This is a genomic window from Micromonospora sp. DT233 (genome assembly GCF_049841815.1).
Taxonomy (GTDB): domain Bacteria; phylum Actinomycetota; class Actinomycetes; order Mycobacteriales; family Micromonosporaceae; genus Micromonospora.
On sequence record NZ_JBNCLB010000005.1, the window covers coordinates 207020 to 224524 of the forward strand.

Genomic DNA, 17505 nt, shown 5'->3' on the forward strand with positions numbered 1-17505 from the left:
CCTCCCATCGAATCGCGTCGGTCGCCTACCCGGCAACCTAGCCGAGATGACTGCCGCCGAACACATCGAAGGCCGTTCCTGAGGACCGTGGCGCGGCGACCGGGGGCAGGAGCGGCGGGACACCGGCGCCCGCCCGCCCGGTCGAACCGGGCGGGCGGGACAGCGGTCAGCGGACCGCCGACGCCGGCGGGCTCAGCCGGCGGTGCCCAGGATCTCCTCGCGGGCCTGCCGGTACGCGGTGGAGAGCAGCATCTCCGGTTGCGAGTAGACGACGAACCGGACGCCGAGTGCGATCCAGCGGCGGGCCTCCTGCGGCGAGTAGGCCAGCATGCCGGCGACCCGGCCGGCGGCGACCACCCGCTCGACGAACGCGACCGCGTGCTTGTCCACCTCGGGGTGGGTCGGCTGGTAGCCCAGGCCGAGCTTGACCGACAGGTCGGCGCGGCCGAGCATCAGCACGTCGAGGTCGGCGGCGAGGATGTCGTCCAGGTTGGTCAGTCCCGTGGGGGTCTCCACCAGGGCGACCGTCGTGGTGTTCTCCGCCGCCCAGGCCAGGTAGCTGTCGAAGTCGCCGCGCGCGGTGCCGTGCCCGGCGACCCGGGCCGCCGAGCAGAGCGTCCGGTCCCCGGTCGGGGGGTACCGGGTGAGGCGGACCACCTCGGCGGCCTGCTCCCCGGTCTCCACCAGCGGCAGCACCACCCCGCCGGCGCCGCTGTCGAGGGACCAGAGCAGGTCCTTCTCCTCGATCCGGCGCAGCCGGACCAGCGGGGTGGTCCCCGCCGAGCCGGCCGCCCGCACCATGCTCAGCACGCTCTGCTCGTCGGCGGCGGCGTGCTCGGTGTCGATGACCAGGAAGTCGTAGCCGAGGCAGCCGAGGATCTCGCCGAGCGCCGGCTCCTGGAGCAGGGTGAGGCTGCCCAGGGCGACCCCACCCTCGCGCAGGGTGGCGGCCAGCCGGCTCGGACGGGGATACATCAGGACTCCAGCTTCTGCACCGAGGCGCAGTCGCGGGCGACCGGCACCTCGCCGACGATCTTCAGGGCAGCGTCGACGACCGAGCCGTCGTGCCAGCCGGAGACCTCCGGAAGCTTCTCAATGATCTTGTTGTCGAGCAGCCACTTGCCGTCCTGGGCCACCACCGCCTCGGTGTCCACCCGACCGTTGGGGTCCATGTACGGCCACTGGTCGGTGCCGTAGAGCTTGCCGATCGTCTCCGCCGGGACCTTGGTCCGCTCGGCAACGATCTTGACGACCTCGTCCTTGTTGGCGGGATCCTGGTAGAACCGGACCCCCTCCAGCCAGCCCGCCGTCCACCGGGCGGCGACCTCCGGCCGCTTGGCGATGAAGTCCTGGGACATGGTGATCAGGCCCTGCTGCTGCTCCGGGGCCACCTCGTTCATCGCGAGCACCCGCTTGGCCTGCCCGCCGCTGATGAGCTGGTACGCCAGCGGCTGGACGACGAACCCGGCGTCGACCGCCCCGCTCTTGAGCGCGTTGGCGGTGTCCGGGTAGCTCAGGGTCACCACCTGCGCCAGGTCGGACTGCGTCATCCCGGCCCCCTCCAGCGCCCGGTCCAGCCAGTACTCGGTGGTCGACCCCTTGGCCAGGATGGCGACCTTCTTGCCCTTGAGGCCGGCGACGCTGGTCAGCCCGGCGTCGAACGCCTCGGTCCGGGCCAGCAGCAGGTTGTCCGAGGCACACCGGTACTGCTGCCGGTCGGCCACCGCCCGCACCCGCAGCCCCTGGTTGACCGCGTTGAACAGCGCGCCGCCGGTGCCGGGGATGTTCACGTCCAACTTGCCCTGGCCCTGCACCGCCAGCCGGGAGTAGATGTCGGCGTTGCTGAACTCCACCTCGATCTGGTGCTTGCCGAAGAACCCCTTCGCGTCGGCCACCATCATCGGGGCCAACGACAGGATCTCCAGCGAGTTCACCGTCACCTTGGCCGTACCGTCGGCGCCGGTCGAGTCCTCGGCGTCGTCACCGCAGGCGGCGGTGCCGAACAGCAGCGAGACACCCAGCAGCGCGGCGAGCACGCCTGTCTTGTTGATTGTCATTTCTGGCCTTCCGTCCACCCGAAGAAGCGCCGCTGCACCCGCAGCGTCACCGTGGTCAGCACAAAGCCCATCGCCGCGATGACCGCGAGCGTGGCGTACATGTTGTCGATCTGGTAGATCTGCCAGTAGCGCCACGTCATCGAGCCGACGCCGTCGCTGGCGGCGAGGAATTCCCCGGCGATCGTGCCCAGCAGGGCCAGCCCGGCGGCCAGCCGGATGCCGGCGAAGATGGACGGCAGGGCACCCGGCAGGATGATCTTCCACAGGATCTGCTGCCGGTTGGCGCCCAGGTTGCGGGCCATCAGGATGAGCCGCTCGTCGACCTGGAGCACCCCGGACATCGCGTTCACCACGGCCGGGAAGAACGAGATGATGGCGGCGAGCACGACGATCGGCCGGCCGCCGGTGCCGAAGATGACCAGCAGCAGCGGCAGGATGGCCACCACCGGGATCGGGTACGTGATGGCGATCAGCGGATCGATCACCACCCGGACCCACCGGGAGCGCCCCATCGCGATGCCCAGCAGGGTCGCCGGGAGCACGCCGAGGAGGAAGCCGAGCAGGATCCGCTGTGCCGTGATGCCCACGTTCGACAGCAGCTCCCCGGAGGAGACCAGCGCCACGAGGGCCCGTACGCACTCCGACGGGGCGGGGAAGAAGGTCTTGTCGATCAGCCCGGCCATGCTGCCCGCCTGCCAGAGCAGCAGCACCACAAGCACCGGGACCATGCTGCCCAGCCCGCTGCTGAGCAACTTGAACGTCCGCCCCGGCGGGCGTTCGGCCCGGGGGTCCACCGCATAGCGGACCACCGGCGGGGAATGCTCGGCCGCCCGGTCGCGGGTCGGCACGCTGCTCTCGGTCATCGTTCCCCCTTCACTTCCGCCCACTCGGCCGCCATGGTGGCGTCCCGAAGCTGCGCCCAGAGATGACGCTTCAGCTCGGTGAAGCGCGGATCGAGCTCGACGTCCCGGTCCCGGGGCCGGGCGAACGGCACCCGGATCTCCTCGACCACCCGGGTCGGCCGGGAGCCGAGCACGATGATCCGGTCCGCCAACAGCAGCGCCTCCTCGATGCTGTGCGTGATGAACAGGACCGTCTTGCGGTGCTGGGACCAGACCTGCAGCAGCTCGTCCTGCAGCAGGGTCCGGGTCTGCGCGTCCACCGCCGCGAAGGGCTCGTCCATCAGCAGCACCTCGGGGTCGCTGGCCAGGGCGCGGGCGATCCCGGCCCGCTGGCGCATGCCGCCGGAGAGCTCGTGCGGCTTGGCGTCGGCGAACGCCTCGATCCCCATCATGGCCAGGTGCTCCCTGGCGATCTCCCGGCGTCGTCGGGCCGGGACCCCGTGCAGCTCCAGGCCGAACGCCACGTTGTCCAGGATCGACCGCCAGGGGATCAGCGCGTAGTCCTGCCAGACGATCGAGGTGAGCGGGCCGCCGGCGGTGCGGTCGCCGACGAAGCGGATCTCCCCGCTGTCCGGCCGGCGCAGCCCGCCCAGCAGCCCCAGCAGCGTCGACTTGCCGCAGCCGCTGGGCCCGATGACGCAGACGAACTCCTCCGCCTCGATGGCGACGGTGAGGTCTTCCACCACCGACAGGCGGCTCCCGTCGGCCTTGGGGTAGCCCTTGGCCACCTTGTCGATCTCGATACGCATCTCACTGACCTCCGTGGGTCGGCAGGTCGCGGTGGTGGTCGTACCACCAGTCGGCGATGTCCCGTCGCCGGGCGAACCAGACCCCGGGCAGCTCCTGCGCCCAGGCGATGAGGTCCCGCAGCGCGGAGGCGCGACCGGCCTGCCCGATCAGCCGGGCGTGCAGGCCGATCGAGATCATCTTGGGGGAGGTCTCGCCCTCCTCCCACAGGTACTCGATGCCGCGTCGACAGTTCTCGAAGAAGTCGGTCGGGTTGCCGTAGCCGGGGCTGAAGGCGAACCGGCCGTCGTTGTACGTGTGGGTGTAGGGCACGACCAGGTGGCGCGCGTCGCCCACCCGCATCCAGTACGGCAGGTCGTCGTTGTAGGCGTTCGAGTCGTACCGGAAGCCGCCCTCCTCCACGAGCAGCCGCCGGGTCCGGTCCGAGGGGGCGTACCGGGAGTACCAGCCGACGGGCCGTTCACCGCAGACCTCGCCGATCAGCTCCACCGCCCGCCGGATCTCCTCGCGCTCCTGCGCCTCCGTCATCGACGACGGCTCCCGCCAGCGCAGCCCGTGCGCGCAGATCTCATGGCCGGCGGCGACGAAGGCCCTGGCCAAGGGCCGGTTCCGGGCCAGCGCCTCGGCGCAGCCGTAGACCGTGACCGGGGTGCCCATCCGCTCGAAGAGCCGCATCAGCCGCCACGCGCCGGCCCGGCTGCCGTACTCGTAGACGGACTCCTGGGAGAGGTCGCGGTGCTCCGCGCTCGTCGGGGTGTACGAGATCTCGCCGACCCACTCGTTGACGCTGTCGCCGTCGAGGAGGCTGTGCTCGGCGCCCTCCTCGTAGTTCAGGCAGAGGCTCACCGCGACCCGTGCCCCACCGGGCCATTCCACCCGGGGCAGGTCCGGGCCGTAGCCGACGAAGTCCCGCTGGGTGCCGGGTTCGACTTTGATCACCATGGGGTCATGTCCTTTCTGCCGGGGGTGTGCGATCCGACGGGGCCGGGGGGTGGGCCGCCGGTGAGATCTGCTGCCCCGCCGCGTGCCAGCGAGGTCAGGTGTCGCAGGGGGGTGGCGCCGGTCGCCCGGGTCAACCGCCGGAGCAGTTCGGCGGCCCCGGCCGGCGCCGCGGGTTCCCGGAGCAGCTCGGCGTCGACGGCGGCCGACTCGTCGGCCGTCATCGGCTCCTCCCGGTCCCCGGGGTGGAACCGGGCCCGCGCGTCGAGCCGCCGGCCGGCGCGGGTCGTCACCTCGACCACGGCCGGTCGCCCGGCCGGGTAGCCGTCGTCCAGGCCCGGGTCGTGGCGCACGGTGACCCGTTCGGCGAGCCGGGCGGCCAGCGCCCGCCGCTCGTCGGGGAGGCGACCGCTCGGGGCGCCCGGGTCCAGGTCGAGCAGCCCGCAGGCCACCGCCCACGGGATGCTGAACTGCCGGGCCAGCCGGTTGGCGGGGGACCGCTCGGCGAGCAGGGCCGCCCCGGCGTAGGTGCGCACCGTGACCGCCGCGACGTCGGCGGCCGGGACCTCCCGCGCCACCGCGCGGGCCACCGTCCAACTGGTCAGCGCGTGCGCGCACACCCCCACCGGCTTGAAGTAGGCCTCGGGCAGCAGCGGTCGGGCGGTCAGCGCGGCGCTCGCCGCCGCCGGCGCGGGCGGGCCCTGGTGGGCGATCCGGCCGAAGTGGGCCACCGCCGGGTCGGTCGCCGGGAAGCCGTCGCGCACCAGGTACGCCATCGAGAGCCCACCGGCGGTGCCGAGGGCGGGCAGCAGGTGGTGTGCCGGCTGCCCGCGACGGGTCGACGGCTCCGGGCCGGTCAGCGCGACGGTCAGCGCCAGGTTGGCCGCGGTGGTCAGTGCGGCGGTGTCCAGCCCGACGGCGACCCCCGCCGCGGTGGCCGCGGCGGCGGCGCCCCAGCCGCCGTGCGGGTGCACCCCGGCCCGGGGCGCGCCGAGCAGCAGGCCCAGCCGCGCGCCCACCTCCCAGCCGACGGCCAGCGCGCGGAGGAAGACCGACAGGCTGGCGTCGGCGTCCTCGGCGGCGGCCAGGCCGGCGGCGTACGCGTGCAGCCCCGGGTGCCCCCGGGACTCCCGCAGCCCCTCGTCGCACTGGCTGGTGGTGATCGCCGCCGCCGTCACGGCCGCCGCCCGGGCCGGCTGGTCGGTCCCGCCGGACGCGGGGAGCACGGTGCAGCGCCCGTCGGGGGTGCCGTCGGCGGCCAACCCGGCGGGAAGGTGGCCGGCCGCCGCCGCCGCGTTGGCGGTCAGCCGGGCGGCGACCCGCCGCACCTGGGCCTGCCCGGCGGCGGTGTCGAGCAGGGCGTCGGCCGCGGCCACGCCGGCCGCCACCAGCTCGGCCAGCACGTCGCCGGGCCGGGCGGTGGGTGGCACCCCGCCGACGTGGTGCTCCGCGCGGTTCACGGCGTGATCACCTGCTTGCCGAGCACCCGCCGGTCGGCCATCGCCTGGTGCGCCCGCGCCGCGTCGGCCAGGGGCAGCACCACGTCGACGCGCGGGGCGAGCCGTCCGGTGGCCACCAGGTCCAGCACCCGGGCGATCTCGTCGGGGCGTTGGCTGCGCGACCCGCGCAGCTCGTACTCGTTGCGGAAGGTCTGGATGAGGTCGAGCCGGGGGTGCTCGCCCGCGTGCCCACCGCCGACGATCAGCCGGCCGGTCGGCGCGAGGGTGCCCAGCGCGGCCTCGAAGACCTCGCCGCCGATGTGCTCGACGATCACGTCGAAGCCCGCGCCCCCGGTGATCTCGCGGGCCGTCGCCGGCCAGTCGTGCTCCCTGGTGCTGAGCACCGCGTCGGCGCCGAGGGAGGAGACGAAGTCGGCCTTCGCCGGGTCACCCACCAGCCCGACGACCCGGGCGCCGCCGAGCTTGGCGAGCTGGACCACCGCGTGCCCCAGTCCGCCGGCGGCGCCCGGCGCGAGCACCCAGTCGCCCGGGGCCAGCCGCCCGATGGAGTACAGGGTCCGCCACGCCGTGCCGAAGGAAATGGGCGTGGCGGCGGCCACCACCGGATCCAGGTCCCCGATCTCCAGCAGGCCGTGGGCCGACACCACGGCGTGCCGGGCGTAGCCGCCCCACCGGGTGACGCCCGGCATGTCCGCCCGGGCGCAGAGGTTGGCCAGGCCCGACAGGCACCGGTCGCAGGTCCCGCAGGGGGTGTTGGGCAGCGCCAGCACGCGGTCGCCCGGCCGCCGGTCGACCACCCCGGGGCCGACCTGCTCCACCACTCCGACGACCTCCCGGCCCAGCACGTGCGGCAGGCGCAGCGGCATCCGGGAGACCCCGCCGCGCAGGTCGGCGTCCAGGTGGTTGACGGCGACGGCCAGCACCCGCAGCATCACCTCGCCGGGCCCGGGCGCCGGCAGCTCGACGTCGGTGCGGGTCAGCACCTCCGGGCCGCCGTACTGGTCGAACATCACGGCTTCGGTCTTCACGGTCGACGTCCTTCCACCATGTCGTGCAGGGCCCCCGGCACGGCGCCGGGTTCCTCGATGGCCAGGGCGAGGGAGAGGGCCACCCGCGCCTGGGTGCCGGTGAGGTCACCGGCGAAGATCGCTCCGGCCCGGGCGAGTTCGGCCCCGCCGCCGGAGTAGATGGGCCGGACCCGGCCGGCGCCGATCCGGCTGGTGACGACGACTCGCACGCCGCGCCGGTCGGCCTCGCGGACGGCCTGGGCCACGGCCGGCGGCGCGTTGCCCGCGCCGAACGCCTCCACGACGATTCCGGCGGCGCCCGCGTCCAACGAGGCCCGCAGGTGGGTGCCGTCCACCCCGGCGACGAGCTTGACCAGGTCGACCCGGGGCAGCCGATCGGGCACGGGGTGGGCGGCGTAGTGGCTGCCCCGGGCGGCCGAGGAGAGCCGCAGGACCCCGTCGGGGTCGACCAGGGCCAGGACGCCGGCCGTGCCCCCGGAGAACGCCGACACCGCGGAGGTGTGCACCTTGCGGCTCTCCACCGCGGCGCAGGCCACCCCGCCCAGCACGATCGCCGTGCCGACCGGGTGCGGCGCGGCGACCACCCGGATCGCGTCGGTGATGTTGCGGCGGGCGTCGGAGTCGGGCTCGTCGGCGCCGCGTTGGGCGCCGGTGAGCACGACCCGGGCGTCGCGGTCGGTGAGCTGGGCGGTCAGGTACGCCGCCTCCTCGAGGGTGTCGGTGCCGTGCGTGACGACCACCCCGGCGAATCCGTCGGCCAGCTTCGCGCGCACCTGGCGGACGGTGGCCAGCATGTCGTCCAGGGTGAGGGTGAAGCTCGGGCGGCGGGACAGGTCGAAGCCGCACACCTCGACCCCGGCGGGGACCGGGAGCTCCCCCAGCAGGTCGGCGACGGAGTCGGTCACCGCCAGTCCGCCGTCGGGATCCCGCCGCGACGCGATCGTCCCGCCGGTTGCCAGCACTGCGATCCGCACCCGTTCCACCCTCCTGAACAAACGATTGCTCACTTGGCGAAGACGGTTGCACAAACGTTCGCTCACCACAAGAGCTGCGGGAATGTGGACCGGCAACAAATTCGCGTCTGCGGCGTCCGGGCGGGAGCGGGCGGCGGCGGAGTGGCCGGTGTGGCCTCGACGCGGCTGTTCTTCGCGTACGGTGGCAATGGGACAAGGCCGGCTTTCCATCGCAAATGCCACCCAGTTGGGTGTCGGTGGCAGCCGGCTCCGAGACGGCGAGAGGAAGGAGCGGGCCGTGATGCACCTGGCCTACCTGGACGCGGGTTCCGGCAGCCTGATCGTGCAGGCGGTGGTCGGCGGGGCGGCCGGAGTGGCGGTGGCCGCGAAGCTCTACTGGCGTCGGCTCACCACCCGGTTCCGCCGCCGGCCCACCGACCCGTCCTGACCGGACGCACCGGCGATGACGATTCCCGACGCCGGCGTCCGGGTCGAACCCGGCTCCTTCCGCGACCCGGCCAACCGCGTCTTCTACGCCGACGGCGCGGTGCTGCGCGGGCTCGACGCGGGGGCGGCCGAGCACTGGCGGGCCCTGCGCGGCAGCGGCTTCTTCCCGGAGCTGATCGCCGCCGGCAAGGTCTGCGGCACCGAACCGGTCGACCCGACCCCGTTCCGCGCCCCCGACGGCGCGCCCTGGGCGGCGGTGCTGCGCCACGAGCGCGTCCCGTTCGTCTCCCACCCGTACGAGTGGTCGTTCGGGATGCTGCGCGACGCCGCGCTGCTGCACCTGGAGATCCTGCGCGCGGCGCTGGCGGCCGGCTTCACCACCAAGGACGGCTCGGCCTACAACCTGCAGTGGCACGGGACCCGCCCGGTCTTCATCGACGTGGGCTCGTTCGAGCCGGCCCGCGACGGCGAGCCCTGGGCCGGCTATCGCCAGTTCTGCCAGACGCTGCTCTACCCGCTGCTGCTCACCGCCCATCTCGGGGTGGACTTCCAGCCCTGGCTACGCGCCCAGGTCGACGGCATCTCCGCGGAGCAGATGCGCCGCCTCTTCACCGGCACCCGGCGGCTGCTGCCCGGCGTGCCCACCCACGTGCACCTGCACTCCGCGATGCAGCAGCGGCACGCCGCCGCGACCACCAGCGACGTGCGGGCGCAGCTGCGCACCGCCGGGTACTCCCGCGAGCTGGCCCTGGCCGCCGTGCGCCGCATCGAGCGGCTGGTGCGCCGGCTGGCCCCGCGCCACGCCCCGAGCCACTGGGCCGACTACCAGCGCACCTGCACGTACTCGGCGGGGGACCGGGCGGCCAAGGAGCGCTTCGTGGTCGCCGCGCTGAGCGCCGGGCCGCCGCCGGGGCTGGTGCTCGACCTCGGCGCGAACGACGGCCGGTACGCCCGCCTCGCCGCCCGCCACGCCGGCTACGTCGTCGCCGTCGAGCAGGACCCGGCCGTGGTCGACCAGGTGTACGCCGCGCTGCGCGCCGAGGAGCAGCGGCGGGTCCTGCCGCTGGTGCTGGACCTGGCCGACCCGTCGCCCGGCGGCGGCTGGCGCGGCGTCGAGCGGGCCGCCTTCGGCACCCGGGCGCGGGCCGACGTGGTGCTGGCCCTGGCCGTGGTGCACCACCTGGCGATCGGGCGCAACGTGCCGCTGGCCCAGATCGTCGACCAGCTCGCCGACGCCTGCGTCCCCGGCGGGCGGCTGCTGGTGGAGTTCGTCCACCCCGAGGACCCGATGGCCCGACGGCTGCTGGCCAACAAGCCGCCCGGCCTCTTCGGCGACTACCGGCCCGATCAGTTCGCCCGGCTGCTCGCCGCCCGCTGCCGGATCGCGCACCGCGCCGAGCTGCCCTCGGGCACCCGCACGCTCTACGAGGCGGTGGTGGGTGGCTGACCCGGCGCCGGCCTCCGGCCCGGCGTCGGGGCGCCCGGGGCGGTGGGCGGGTCGGTGGGGTGGGTGGCGGGCCGAGGCGGGGCGGCTGCTGGAGCTGGTGGCCCTGGTCGGGCTGGTGGTCACCCAGCCGATGCTGGACGTGCTGGGCCGCACCCCCGACTTCTTCCTGTTCCACCGGGCCACCCGGGGCGAGATGGTGGCCCTGGTGGCCCTGATCGCGCTGGCCCCCACGCTGGTGGTGGCCGGGCTCGGCGCGGCGAGCGGGCTGGCCGGGCGGGCGGTCCGGGCCGGCGCGCACACCGGCACGGTCGGGCTGCTGCTGGCCGCGCTCGCCGTGCAGGTGGGGCGGCACGGCACGGCGCTGCGGGGCGTACCGCTGCTGGTGGTCGCGGCGGCGCTCGGGGCCGCCGGGGCGGCGGCGCACCGGCGGTGGCGCGCGCCGGGCCGGGTGCTGCGGGTGGCCGCCGCCGGCCCGCTGGTCTTCGTCGCCCTCTTCGTCGTGCTCTCCCCGACCTCGGCGGTGCTGCTGCCGCGCGGCCCCGCCGGGGCGGCCGGGGTGGCCGAGCCGGGCGGGCACCCCCCGGTGGTGCTGCTGGTCCTCGACGAGCTGCCGCTGGTCTCCCTGCTCGGCCCGGACGGCCGGGTCGACGCCGCCCGCTACCCGCACTTCGCCGAGCTGGCCGCCGGCTCCACCTGGTACCGCAACGCCACCGGGGTCAGCGGCTGGACCCCGTACGCGCTGCCGGCCCTGCTCACCGGCCGGTACCCGGCGCGGCCGGTCGCCCCGCACTACTCGCAGTACCCGGAGAACCTCTTCACCGCCCTCGGCGGCCGGTACGACATCCGGGCGCAGGAGAGCATCACCCGGCTCTGCCCGCCCAGCCGCTGCGAGGCCCCGCCCGGCCCCCACCCCGGGCTGGGCGCGCTGGTGCGGGAAAGCGGCAAGTTGCTGGGCGGGATCACCGCCCCGGTGCAGAGCGCGGCGGACCCGGAGGAGTCCTACCGGGAGCCGACCGCCGCCGAGGCCGGCCTGGACGCCGCCGAGCCGGTGCCGGCCGACCCGAAGTTCCGCTGGGACAGCCTCGACGACAACCAGCCGGCCCGGTTCACCGCGTTCCTGGCCGGGCTGCGCCCCAGCGACCGGCCGACCCTGCACTTCCTGCACCTGCTGATGCCGCACGCGCCGTGGCAGTTCCTGCCCTCGGGAGCCCGCTACGCCGCCCCCGACGACCTGCCCAATGACGGCCCGGGCTGGGTGGAGCTGGCGCGGGCCCGGCACCTGGCGCAGTTGGGCTACACCGACCGGCTGATCGGCGAGACGCTGCGCACCCTGCGCGCCACCGGCCTCTACGACCGGGCGCTGGTGGCGGTCACCGCCGACCACGGGGTCAGCTTCGCCGCCGGCGCGCAGGGGCGCGGGTTGGCCGCGCTGCGGGCGGCGGCCGGGCAGGTGGCCTGGGTGCCGACGTTCGTCAAGGAACCCGGCCAGCGCGCCGGCCGGGTCGACGACCGCAACTGGGAACACGTCGACCTGCTGCCCACCGTCGCCGACCACGCGCACGTGCGGATCCCGTGGCGCGTCGACGGGCGCTCCGCCCGGCAGGCCCCGCGCGAGCGCGCCGAGAAGCGCTTCTACGACCGGCCCGGCGAGCCGGTCACCCTCCCCGGCGGGGTGCCCGCCCCGGTGCCGCCGCCGACGCCGCACCGCCTGGTGGGGACCACGGTGGGGCAGGTGCCCACCACCGGCGTCGTCGCCCGGGTGGCGGACCTGGCCGCGTTCGAGGCCGTCGACCCCGACACCGGGCGGCTGCCGGCGCTGGTCCGGGGCGCCGTGCCGGCCGCCGTGCCCGAGGGCACGTTGTTGGCCGTCGCCGTCGACGGCCGGGTCGGCGCGGTCGTCCCGGTGCTGCCCGGCGAGGCCGGAGAGGGCCGTTTCGTCGCCTTCCTCCCCGACGACCGGCTGTTCCGCGCGGGCGCGAACCGCCTGGAGGTCTACCGGGTCGGCCCCGGCGACACGCTTCGTCAGCTGAGTGTTTCCTGAGAGTTTTGCCCCCTGCGGCCCGCGCTTCCCGGGCCGACCGATCGGGGGAAACAAACCGTTTCGCCCCGGTTCGGGGTGGCCCGCGCGCCCTTCGGGTTTCCCCGCCCGCCGGCCGGGAACCGGGTGACGCATGCCTCACCGCCGAACCACGGCGGGCGGCGTCGCCGCAACCGTGTTTACCGTGAATGCGAAGGCAATTTCAACGTAGATCTGCCGGCGAAGCGAGGAACACATGACGGAAGTCAAGCTCGATCACCCCGGTGGGCAGCTGTCGATGCCGGTGCATGCGGCGGTCGAGGGCCCCGCCGGCATCGGTGTGAGCAAGCTCCTGAAGGAAACCGGGACGACCACGTACGATCCCGGTTTCGTCAACACCGCGGCCTGCTCCTCCGCGATCACCTACATCGACGGTGACGCGGGCATCCTGCGGTATCGGGGTTACCCGATCGAGCAACTGGCCGAGAAGTCCTCCTTCCTGGAGGTCTCCTACCTGCTGATCTACGGCGAGCTGCCGGGCCAGCAGGAGCTGACCGAGTTCAGCGAGCGGATCCGGCGGCACTCGCTGCTGCACGAGGAGATGCGCCGGTTCTTCGACGGCTTCCCCCGCGACGCGCACCCGATGGCCGTGCTCTCCTCGGCCGTCAGCGCCATCTCGACCTTCTACCAGGACAGCCTGGAGCCGTTCGACCCCGCCCACGTCGAGATGTCGACGGTCCGGCTGATGGCCAAGGTCCCCACCATCGCGTCGTACGCGTACAAGAAGTCCATCGGGCAGCCGCTGCTGTACCCGGACAACTCGCTGGGCTACGTGGAGAACTTCCTGCGCGGGACGTTCGGCGTGCCGGCGGAGCCGTACGAGGTCGACCCGGTGATGGCCAAGGTGCTGGACATGCTGTTCATCCTGCACGCCGACCACGAGCAGAACTGCTCCACGTCGACCGTGCGGCTGGTCGGCTCCAGCAACGCCAACCTCTTCGCCTCGGTCTCGGCCGGCGTGAACGCGCTCTTCGGCCCGCTGCACGGCGGGGCGAACCAGGCCGTGCTGGAGATGCTCCAGAAGATCCACGCCGACGGCGGCGACGTCGCGTCCTTCGTCCGCAAGGTCAAGGACAAGCAGGACGGCGTGAAGCTGATGGGCTTCGGCCACCGGGTCTACAAGAACTACGACCCGCGTGCCGCGATCGTGAAGAAGGCCGCCCAGGACGTGCTCGGCCGGATGGCCAAGCCGGACCCGCTGCTGGACCTCGCGATGCAGCTGGAGGAGATCGCCCTCGCCGACGACTTCTTCGTCTCCCGCCGGCTCTACCCGAACGTGGACTTCTACACCGGCCTGATCTACAAGGCCATGGGCTTCCCGACGAAGATGTTCACCGTGCTCTTCGCCCTGGGCCGGCTCCCCGGCTGGATCGCCCAGTGGCGCGAGATGATCAACGACCCGGAGACCAAGATCGGCCGTCCCCGGCAGCTCTACGTCGGCTCCCCGGAGCGGGCGTACACCTCGCTGACGGAGCGCTGACCGACCGGCGCCACGAACGGCGAACGGGCCGCTACCCCCTGCGGGGTGCGCGGCCCGTTCGCCGTTCTGCTCTGGGACCTGGCCGGCTACGCGCACGAGGCAGCGGAACCGGCCAGCCCTGCTCAGCGCAGGCCGGCGGCGGCCAGCAGGTTGCCCTCGGCGATCCGCGCCGGGGCGCGGCCCCCGCTCATCCGCCGCTCCGCGCGCTCGGCGATGAACGCCGGGGCCTTGGCGATCGCGGCGGCGTAGGCGTTGGTGGTGCGGTGCGCGATGGCCGCCCAGCCGTACTGCTCGTTGACCATGACGCGGGCCCGGCGGGCCAGCACCCGGGCGCGCTCGCGGTCCGACAGCAGGGCGTGCACCGCCTCGGCCAGGTCGTCGGGGTCCTGCGGGGCGAAGGTCATCCCGGTGACCCCCGGGTCGACGATCTCGGCGAGCCCGCCGGTCGCCGAGACGGCCAGCGGCGCGCCGGCCGCCGCCCCCTCCAGGGCGACCATGCCGAACGGCTCGTAGATGCTCGGCACCGCGAAGCAGTCCGAGGCGGCCATCACCGCCGGCAGGTCGGTGCCGCCGAGGAAGCCCGGCATGCTGACCACGCCGCCGAGACCGAGCCGCTGCACCTCGGCCTCCAGGGCCGGCTTGTACGGCCCGTCGCCGACGATCACCGCGCGCAGCCCCGGGTGCCGCTCGCGCAGCCGGGGCAGCCCGGCGATCAGGTGCTGCACGCCCTTCTCGTAGACCAGCCGGCCGGCGAAGGTGACCAGCGGGCCGTCGGCGGCGAAGCGGGACCGGGCCGCGGCGACCGCCGCCGTCGGCACCTTCCAGCGGTGCGGCTCGACGCCGTTGGGCACCACGTCGACCCGGCTGCCGGGGACGTCGAAGAGCGCGCCGACCTCGTCGCGCATGTACCTGGAGCAGACGATCACCCGGTTGGACTCGGTGCTCAGCCAGTGTTCGACGCCGTGGATGGTGCGGTTCATCTCCTCGGGCAGCCAGCCCTGGTGCCGGCCCGCCTCGGTGGCGTGGATGGTGGTGACCAGCGGGACGTCGAGGTGGTCGCGCAGCGTGATGGCGGTGTGGGCGACGAGCCAGTCGTGGGCGTGGACGACGTCGTAGGTGCCGGATTCGCAGGCGCGCAGGGCGGCGCGGGTGAGGGTGTGGTTGAAGGCCATGGTCCAGGCGAGGAGGCTGCTGGTGGCGAGGGGGAAGGTGACGGGGTCTTCGGCGGCGCGGAGGATGCGTACGCCGTCGGCGTATTCCTCGAGGGGTGCGCCGTCGGTGTGGCGGGTGACGACGGTGACCTCGTGGCCGGCGGCGGCGAGGGCGACGGAGAGGGCGTGGACGTGGCGGCCGAGGCCGCCGACGAGCACCGGCGGGTACTCCCAGGAGAGCATCAGGATGCGGCGGGTCTGCGGGGGCACCCCGGTGCCGGCGGCCGACGGGACGGCCGGACGGGAGGAGAAGGTGGGCCGGCAGGCCCGGTTGATGGTGGTCTGCTGGCCTGCCCGCAAAGTCGTCACATCGAACTCCGTCTGTGCATGGTGAAACGCGCCGACAGCGATGTCGACGTGAGGACGTGGTGAGGGATGGCCGAGAGGCCGAGTGAGGGCGCGTACTGCTCCACGCCCCCGCACCAAGGAAAGGGCATCGGGGCGGGAACCGCACCTTGAGAGCCGGGAACGTGACGAAGACCACCTGAACGGGTGAGGCGGCATCAGGCGGGCGCAATCGGTTACGGCACCATCGGGTGGATTGGGCGAGCCGGCGCCGGGGCATTAGCGGCGTGCGCTGTCGTGGGGGTCCGCCCCGACGGCAGCGCTCATCATCATGGGCTAAGGAGCGACATGCAGGTCTGGCCGGGCGAGCGGTACCCCCTTGGGGCCACCTACGACGGGATGGGCACCAACTTCGCGATCTTCTCGGAGGTGGCCGAGCGGGTCGAGCTCTGCCTGTTCGACGAGTGGGACACCGGCGCGGAGCGCCGCGTGGAGCTGCGCGAGGTCGACGCCTACGTCTGGCACTGCTACATCCCCGGCATCGGGCCGGGGCAGCGCTACGGCTACCGGGTGCACGGCCCGTGGGACCCGGCCAACGGGGTGCGCTGCAACCCGCACAAGCTCCTGCTCGACCCGTACGCCAAGGCCGTCGACGGGGACGTGCAGTGGGACGCCGCCGTCTACGACTACGAGGTGGGCGGCGACCCGGACCGGATGTCGGAGACCGACTCCGCGCCGTACCTGCCCAAGTCGGTCGTGGTGAACCCCTACTTCGACTGGGGCAACGACGCCCCGCCGCGCACCCCGTACCACCACTCGGTGATCTACGAGGCCCACGTGCGCGGGCTGACCATGCGCCACCCCGACATCCCCGAGGAGCTGCGCGGCACGTACGCGGCCATCGCCTCCCCGGTCATGATCGACTACTTCAAGCAGCTCGGGATCACCGCCGTCGAGCTGATGCCGGTGCACCAGTTCGTGCACGACCACCGCCTGACCGACCTGGGGCTGCGCAACTACTGGGGCTACAACACGATCGGCTTCTTCGCCCCGCACCACGGCTACTCCGCCCTCGGCCACCTCGGCCAGCAGGTGCAGGAGTTCCGGGGCATGGTCAAGGCGCTGCACGCCGCCGGCATCGAGGTCATCCTCGACGTGGTCTACAACCACACCGCCGAGGGCAACCACCTGGGCCCGACGCTGAGCTTCAAGGGCGTCGACAACCCCAGCTACTACCGGCTCTCGGAGGAGAACCGGCGGTACTTCGTCGACTACACCGGCACCGGCAACAGCCTCAACGTGCGCAGCCCGCACTCCCTGCAACTGATCATGGACTCGCTGCGCTACTGGGTCACCGAGATGCACGTCGACGGGTTCCGCTTCGACCTGGCCGCCACCCTGGCCCGCGAGTTCTACGAGGTCGACCGCCTCTCCACCTTCTTCGAGGTGGTCCAGCAGGACCCGGTGGTCAGCCAGGTCAAGCTGATCGCCGAGCCGTGGGACGTCGGCCCCGGCGGCTACCAGGTGGGCAACTTCCCGCCGGTGTGGACCGAGTGGAACGGCAAGTACCGCGACACGGTGCGCGACTTCTGGCGCGGCGAGCCGGCCACCCTCGCCGAGTTCGCCTCCCGCATCTCCGGCTCCGCCGACCTCTACCAGGACGACGGCCGCCGCCCCTTCCACAGCATCAACTTCGTCACCTGTCACGATGGGTTCACCCTCAACGACCTGGTCTCCTACAACGACAAGCACAACGATGCCAACGGGGAGGACAACCGCGACGGCGAGGGCCACAACCGGTCCTGGAACTGCGGCGCCGAGGGGCCCACCGACGACGAGGGCGTGCTGGCCCTGCGGGCCCGGCAGCGGCGCAACTTCCTGGCCACCCTGATCCTCTCCCAGGGCGTGCCGATGATCGGCCACGGCGACGAGGTGGGCCGCACCCAGCGCGGCAACAACAACGCCTACTGCCAGGACAGCGAGCTGGCCTGGGTCGACTGGGACGCCGTCGACGCCCCGCTGCTGGACTTCGTCCGCCGGCTGGTCGACTTCCGCCGCCGCCACCAGGTGTTCCGCCGCCGCCGCTTCTTCACCGGCCTGCCCGTGGGCGGCCGGGCCGCCGGCTCCGCCCTGCCCGACCTGGCCTGGTACACCCCCGATGGCCGGGAGATGACCGGCGAGGACTGGGGCAACGACTTCGGCCGCTCGGTGGCGCTCTTCGTCAACGGCGACGGCATCCCCGAACGCGGCCAGTACGGCCAGCGCCACCGCGACGACTCGTTCCTGCTCTGCTTCAACGCCCACGACGCCGCGCTGGACTTCACCCTCCCCGGCGAGGAGTTCGGCCGGAGCTGGGAACTGGTGATCAGCACCGCGGAACCGGAGCCGGAGAAGCCGACCCTCGTCGAGGCGGGCGGCACGATCTGCGTCCCCGACCGCTCCCTGGTGGTCCTGGAGAGGACGGTCTGACCC

At 73.5% G+C, this 17505-nt stretch carries 14 protein-coding genes; 5 read left to right on the forward strand and 9 right to left on the reverse strand.

Features of this window, described 5'->3' with window-relative positions:
• Positions 1-192: 192 nt before the first annotated feature.
• From ACLQ2V_RS14710 to ACLQ2V_RS14745, 8 genes are read right to left on the reverse strand one after another with little or no spacing between them, the layout of a single operon-like run.
• A complete protein-coding gene (locus tag ACLQ2V_RS14710; protein ID WP_425719021.1) occupies positions 193-975 on the reverse strand; it encodes an HpcH/HpaI aldolase family protein in 783 nt (260 codons plus the stop codon).
• Complete coding sequence (locus ACLQ2V_RS14715; RefSeq protein WP_425719022.1) at positions 975-2057, reverse strand: ABC transporter substrate-binding protein; 1083 nt, start codon at positions 2055-2057, stop codon at positions 975-977. Before ACLQ2V_RS14715 ends, ACLQ2V_RS14710 begins: the two co-directional genes overlap by 1 nt.
• Positions 2054-2920: an ABC transporter permease gene (locus ACLQ2V_RS14720; RefSeq protein ID WP_425719023.1), complete on the reverse strand. Its 867-nt coding sequence runs from the start codon at positions 2918-2920 to the stop codon at positions 2054-2056. The genes ACLQ2V_RS14715 and ACLQ2V_RS14720 overlap by 4 nt, the downstream gene beginning before the upstream one ends.
• Entirely contained in the window at positions 2917-3708 is a 792-nt protein-coding gene (locus tag ACLQ2V_RS14725) for an ABC transporter ATP-binding protein (RefSeq protein WP_425719024.1), read from the reverse strand. The genes ACLQ2V_RS14720 and ACLQ2V_RS14725 overlap by 4 nt, the downstream gene beginning before the upstream one ends.
• Position 3709: 1 nt before the next feature.
• Positions 3710-4648 (reverse strand): polysaccharide deacetylase family protein, encoded by a 939-nt coding sequence (locus tag ACLQ2V_RS14730; protein ID WP_425719025.1) that lies wholly within the window; start codon positions 4646-4648, stop codon positions 3710-3712.
• Positions 4642-6105, reverse strand: coding sequence for an MmgE/PrpD family protein (locus ACLQ2V_RS14735; protein ID WP_425719026.1), 1464 nt, complete (start codon positions 6103-6105; stop codon positions 4642-4644). The genes ACLQ2V_RS14730 and ACLQ2V_RS14735 overlap by 7 nt, the downstream gene beginning before the upstream one ends.
• Positions 6102-7133 (reverse strand): zinc-binding dehydrogenase, encoded by a 1032-nt coding sequence (locus ACLQ2V_RS14740; protein WP_425719027.1) that lies wholly within the window; start codon positions 7131-7133, stop codon positions 6102-6104. Before ACLQ2V_RS14740 ends, ACLQ2V_RS14735 begins: the two co-directional genes overlap by 4 nt.
• A complete protein-coding gene (locus tag ACLQ2V_RS14745) occupies positions 7130-8107 on the reverse strand; it encodes an asparaginase (RefSeq protein ID WP_425719028.1) in 978 nt (325 codons plus the stop codon). Before ACLQ2V_RS14745 ends, ACLQ2V_RS14740 begins: the two co-directional genes overlap by 4 nt.
• 277 nt (positions 8108-8384) lie before the next feature.
• Here ACLQ2V_RS14745 and ACLQ2V_RS14750 point away from each other — a divergent pair, with 277 nt between their 5' ends.
• From ACLQ2V_RS14750 to ACLQ2V_RS14765, 4 genes are all read left to right on the forward strand, one after another.
• Positions 8385-8534, forward strand: a complete 150-nt coding sequence (locus ACLQ2V_RS14750; protein ID WP_425719222.1) for a hypothetical protein — start codon at positions 8385-8387, stop codon at positions 8532-8534.
• 15 nt (positions 8535-8549) lie between these two features.
• Entirely contained in the window at positions 8550-9980 is a 1431-nt protein-coding gene (locus ACLQ2V_RS14755) for a class I SAM-dependent methyltransferase (RefSeq protein ID WP_425719029.1), read from the forward strand.
• Entirely contained in the window at positions 9973-12021 is a 2049-nt protein-coding gene (locus tag ACLQ2V_RS14760) for a sulfatase-like hydrolase/transferase (protein WP_425719030.1), read from the forward strand. Before ACLQ2V_RS14755 ends, ACLQ2V_RS14760 begins: the two co-directional genes overlap by 8 nt.
• A 232-nt stretch (positions 12022-12253) precedes the next feature.
• A complete protein-coding gene (locus ACLQ2V_RS14765; protein ID WP_425719031.1) occupies positions 12254-13537 on the forward strand; it encodes a citrate synthase in 1284 nt (427 codons plus the stop codon).
• A 122-nt stretch (positions 13538-13659) separates the two neighbouring features.
• Here ACLQ2V_RS14765 and ACLQ2V_RS14770 read toward each other — a convergent pair whose 3' ends face one another.
• Complete coding sequence (locus ACLQ2V_RS14770) at positions 13660-15057, reverse strand: glycosyltransferase family 4 protein (RefSeq protein ID WP_425719032.1); 1398 nt, start codon at positions 15055-15057, stop codon at positions 13660-13662.
• Positions 15058-15381: 324 nt separating this feature from the next.
• On the opposite strand from ACLQ2V_RS14770, the gene glgX reads away from it, so the two are divergent.
• Positions 15382-17502: a glycogen debranching protein GlgX gene (glgX, locus tag ACLQ2V_RS14775; RefSeq protein WP_425719033.1), complete on the forward strand. Its 2121-nt coding sequence runs from the start codon at positions 15382-15384 to the stop codon at positions 17500-17502.
• Positions 17503-17505 lie beyond the last annotated feature (3 nt).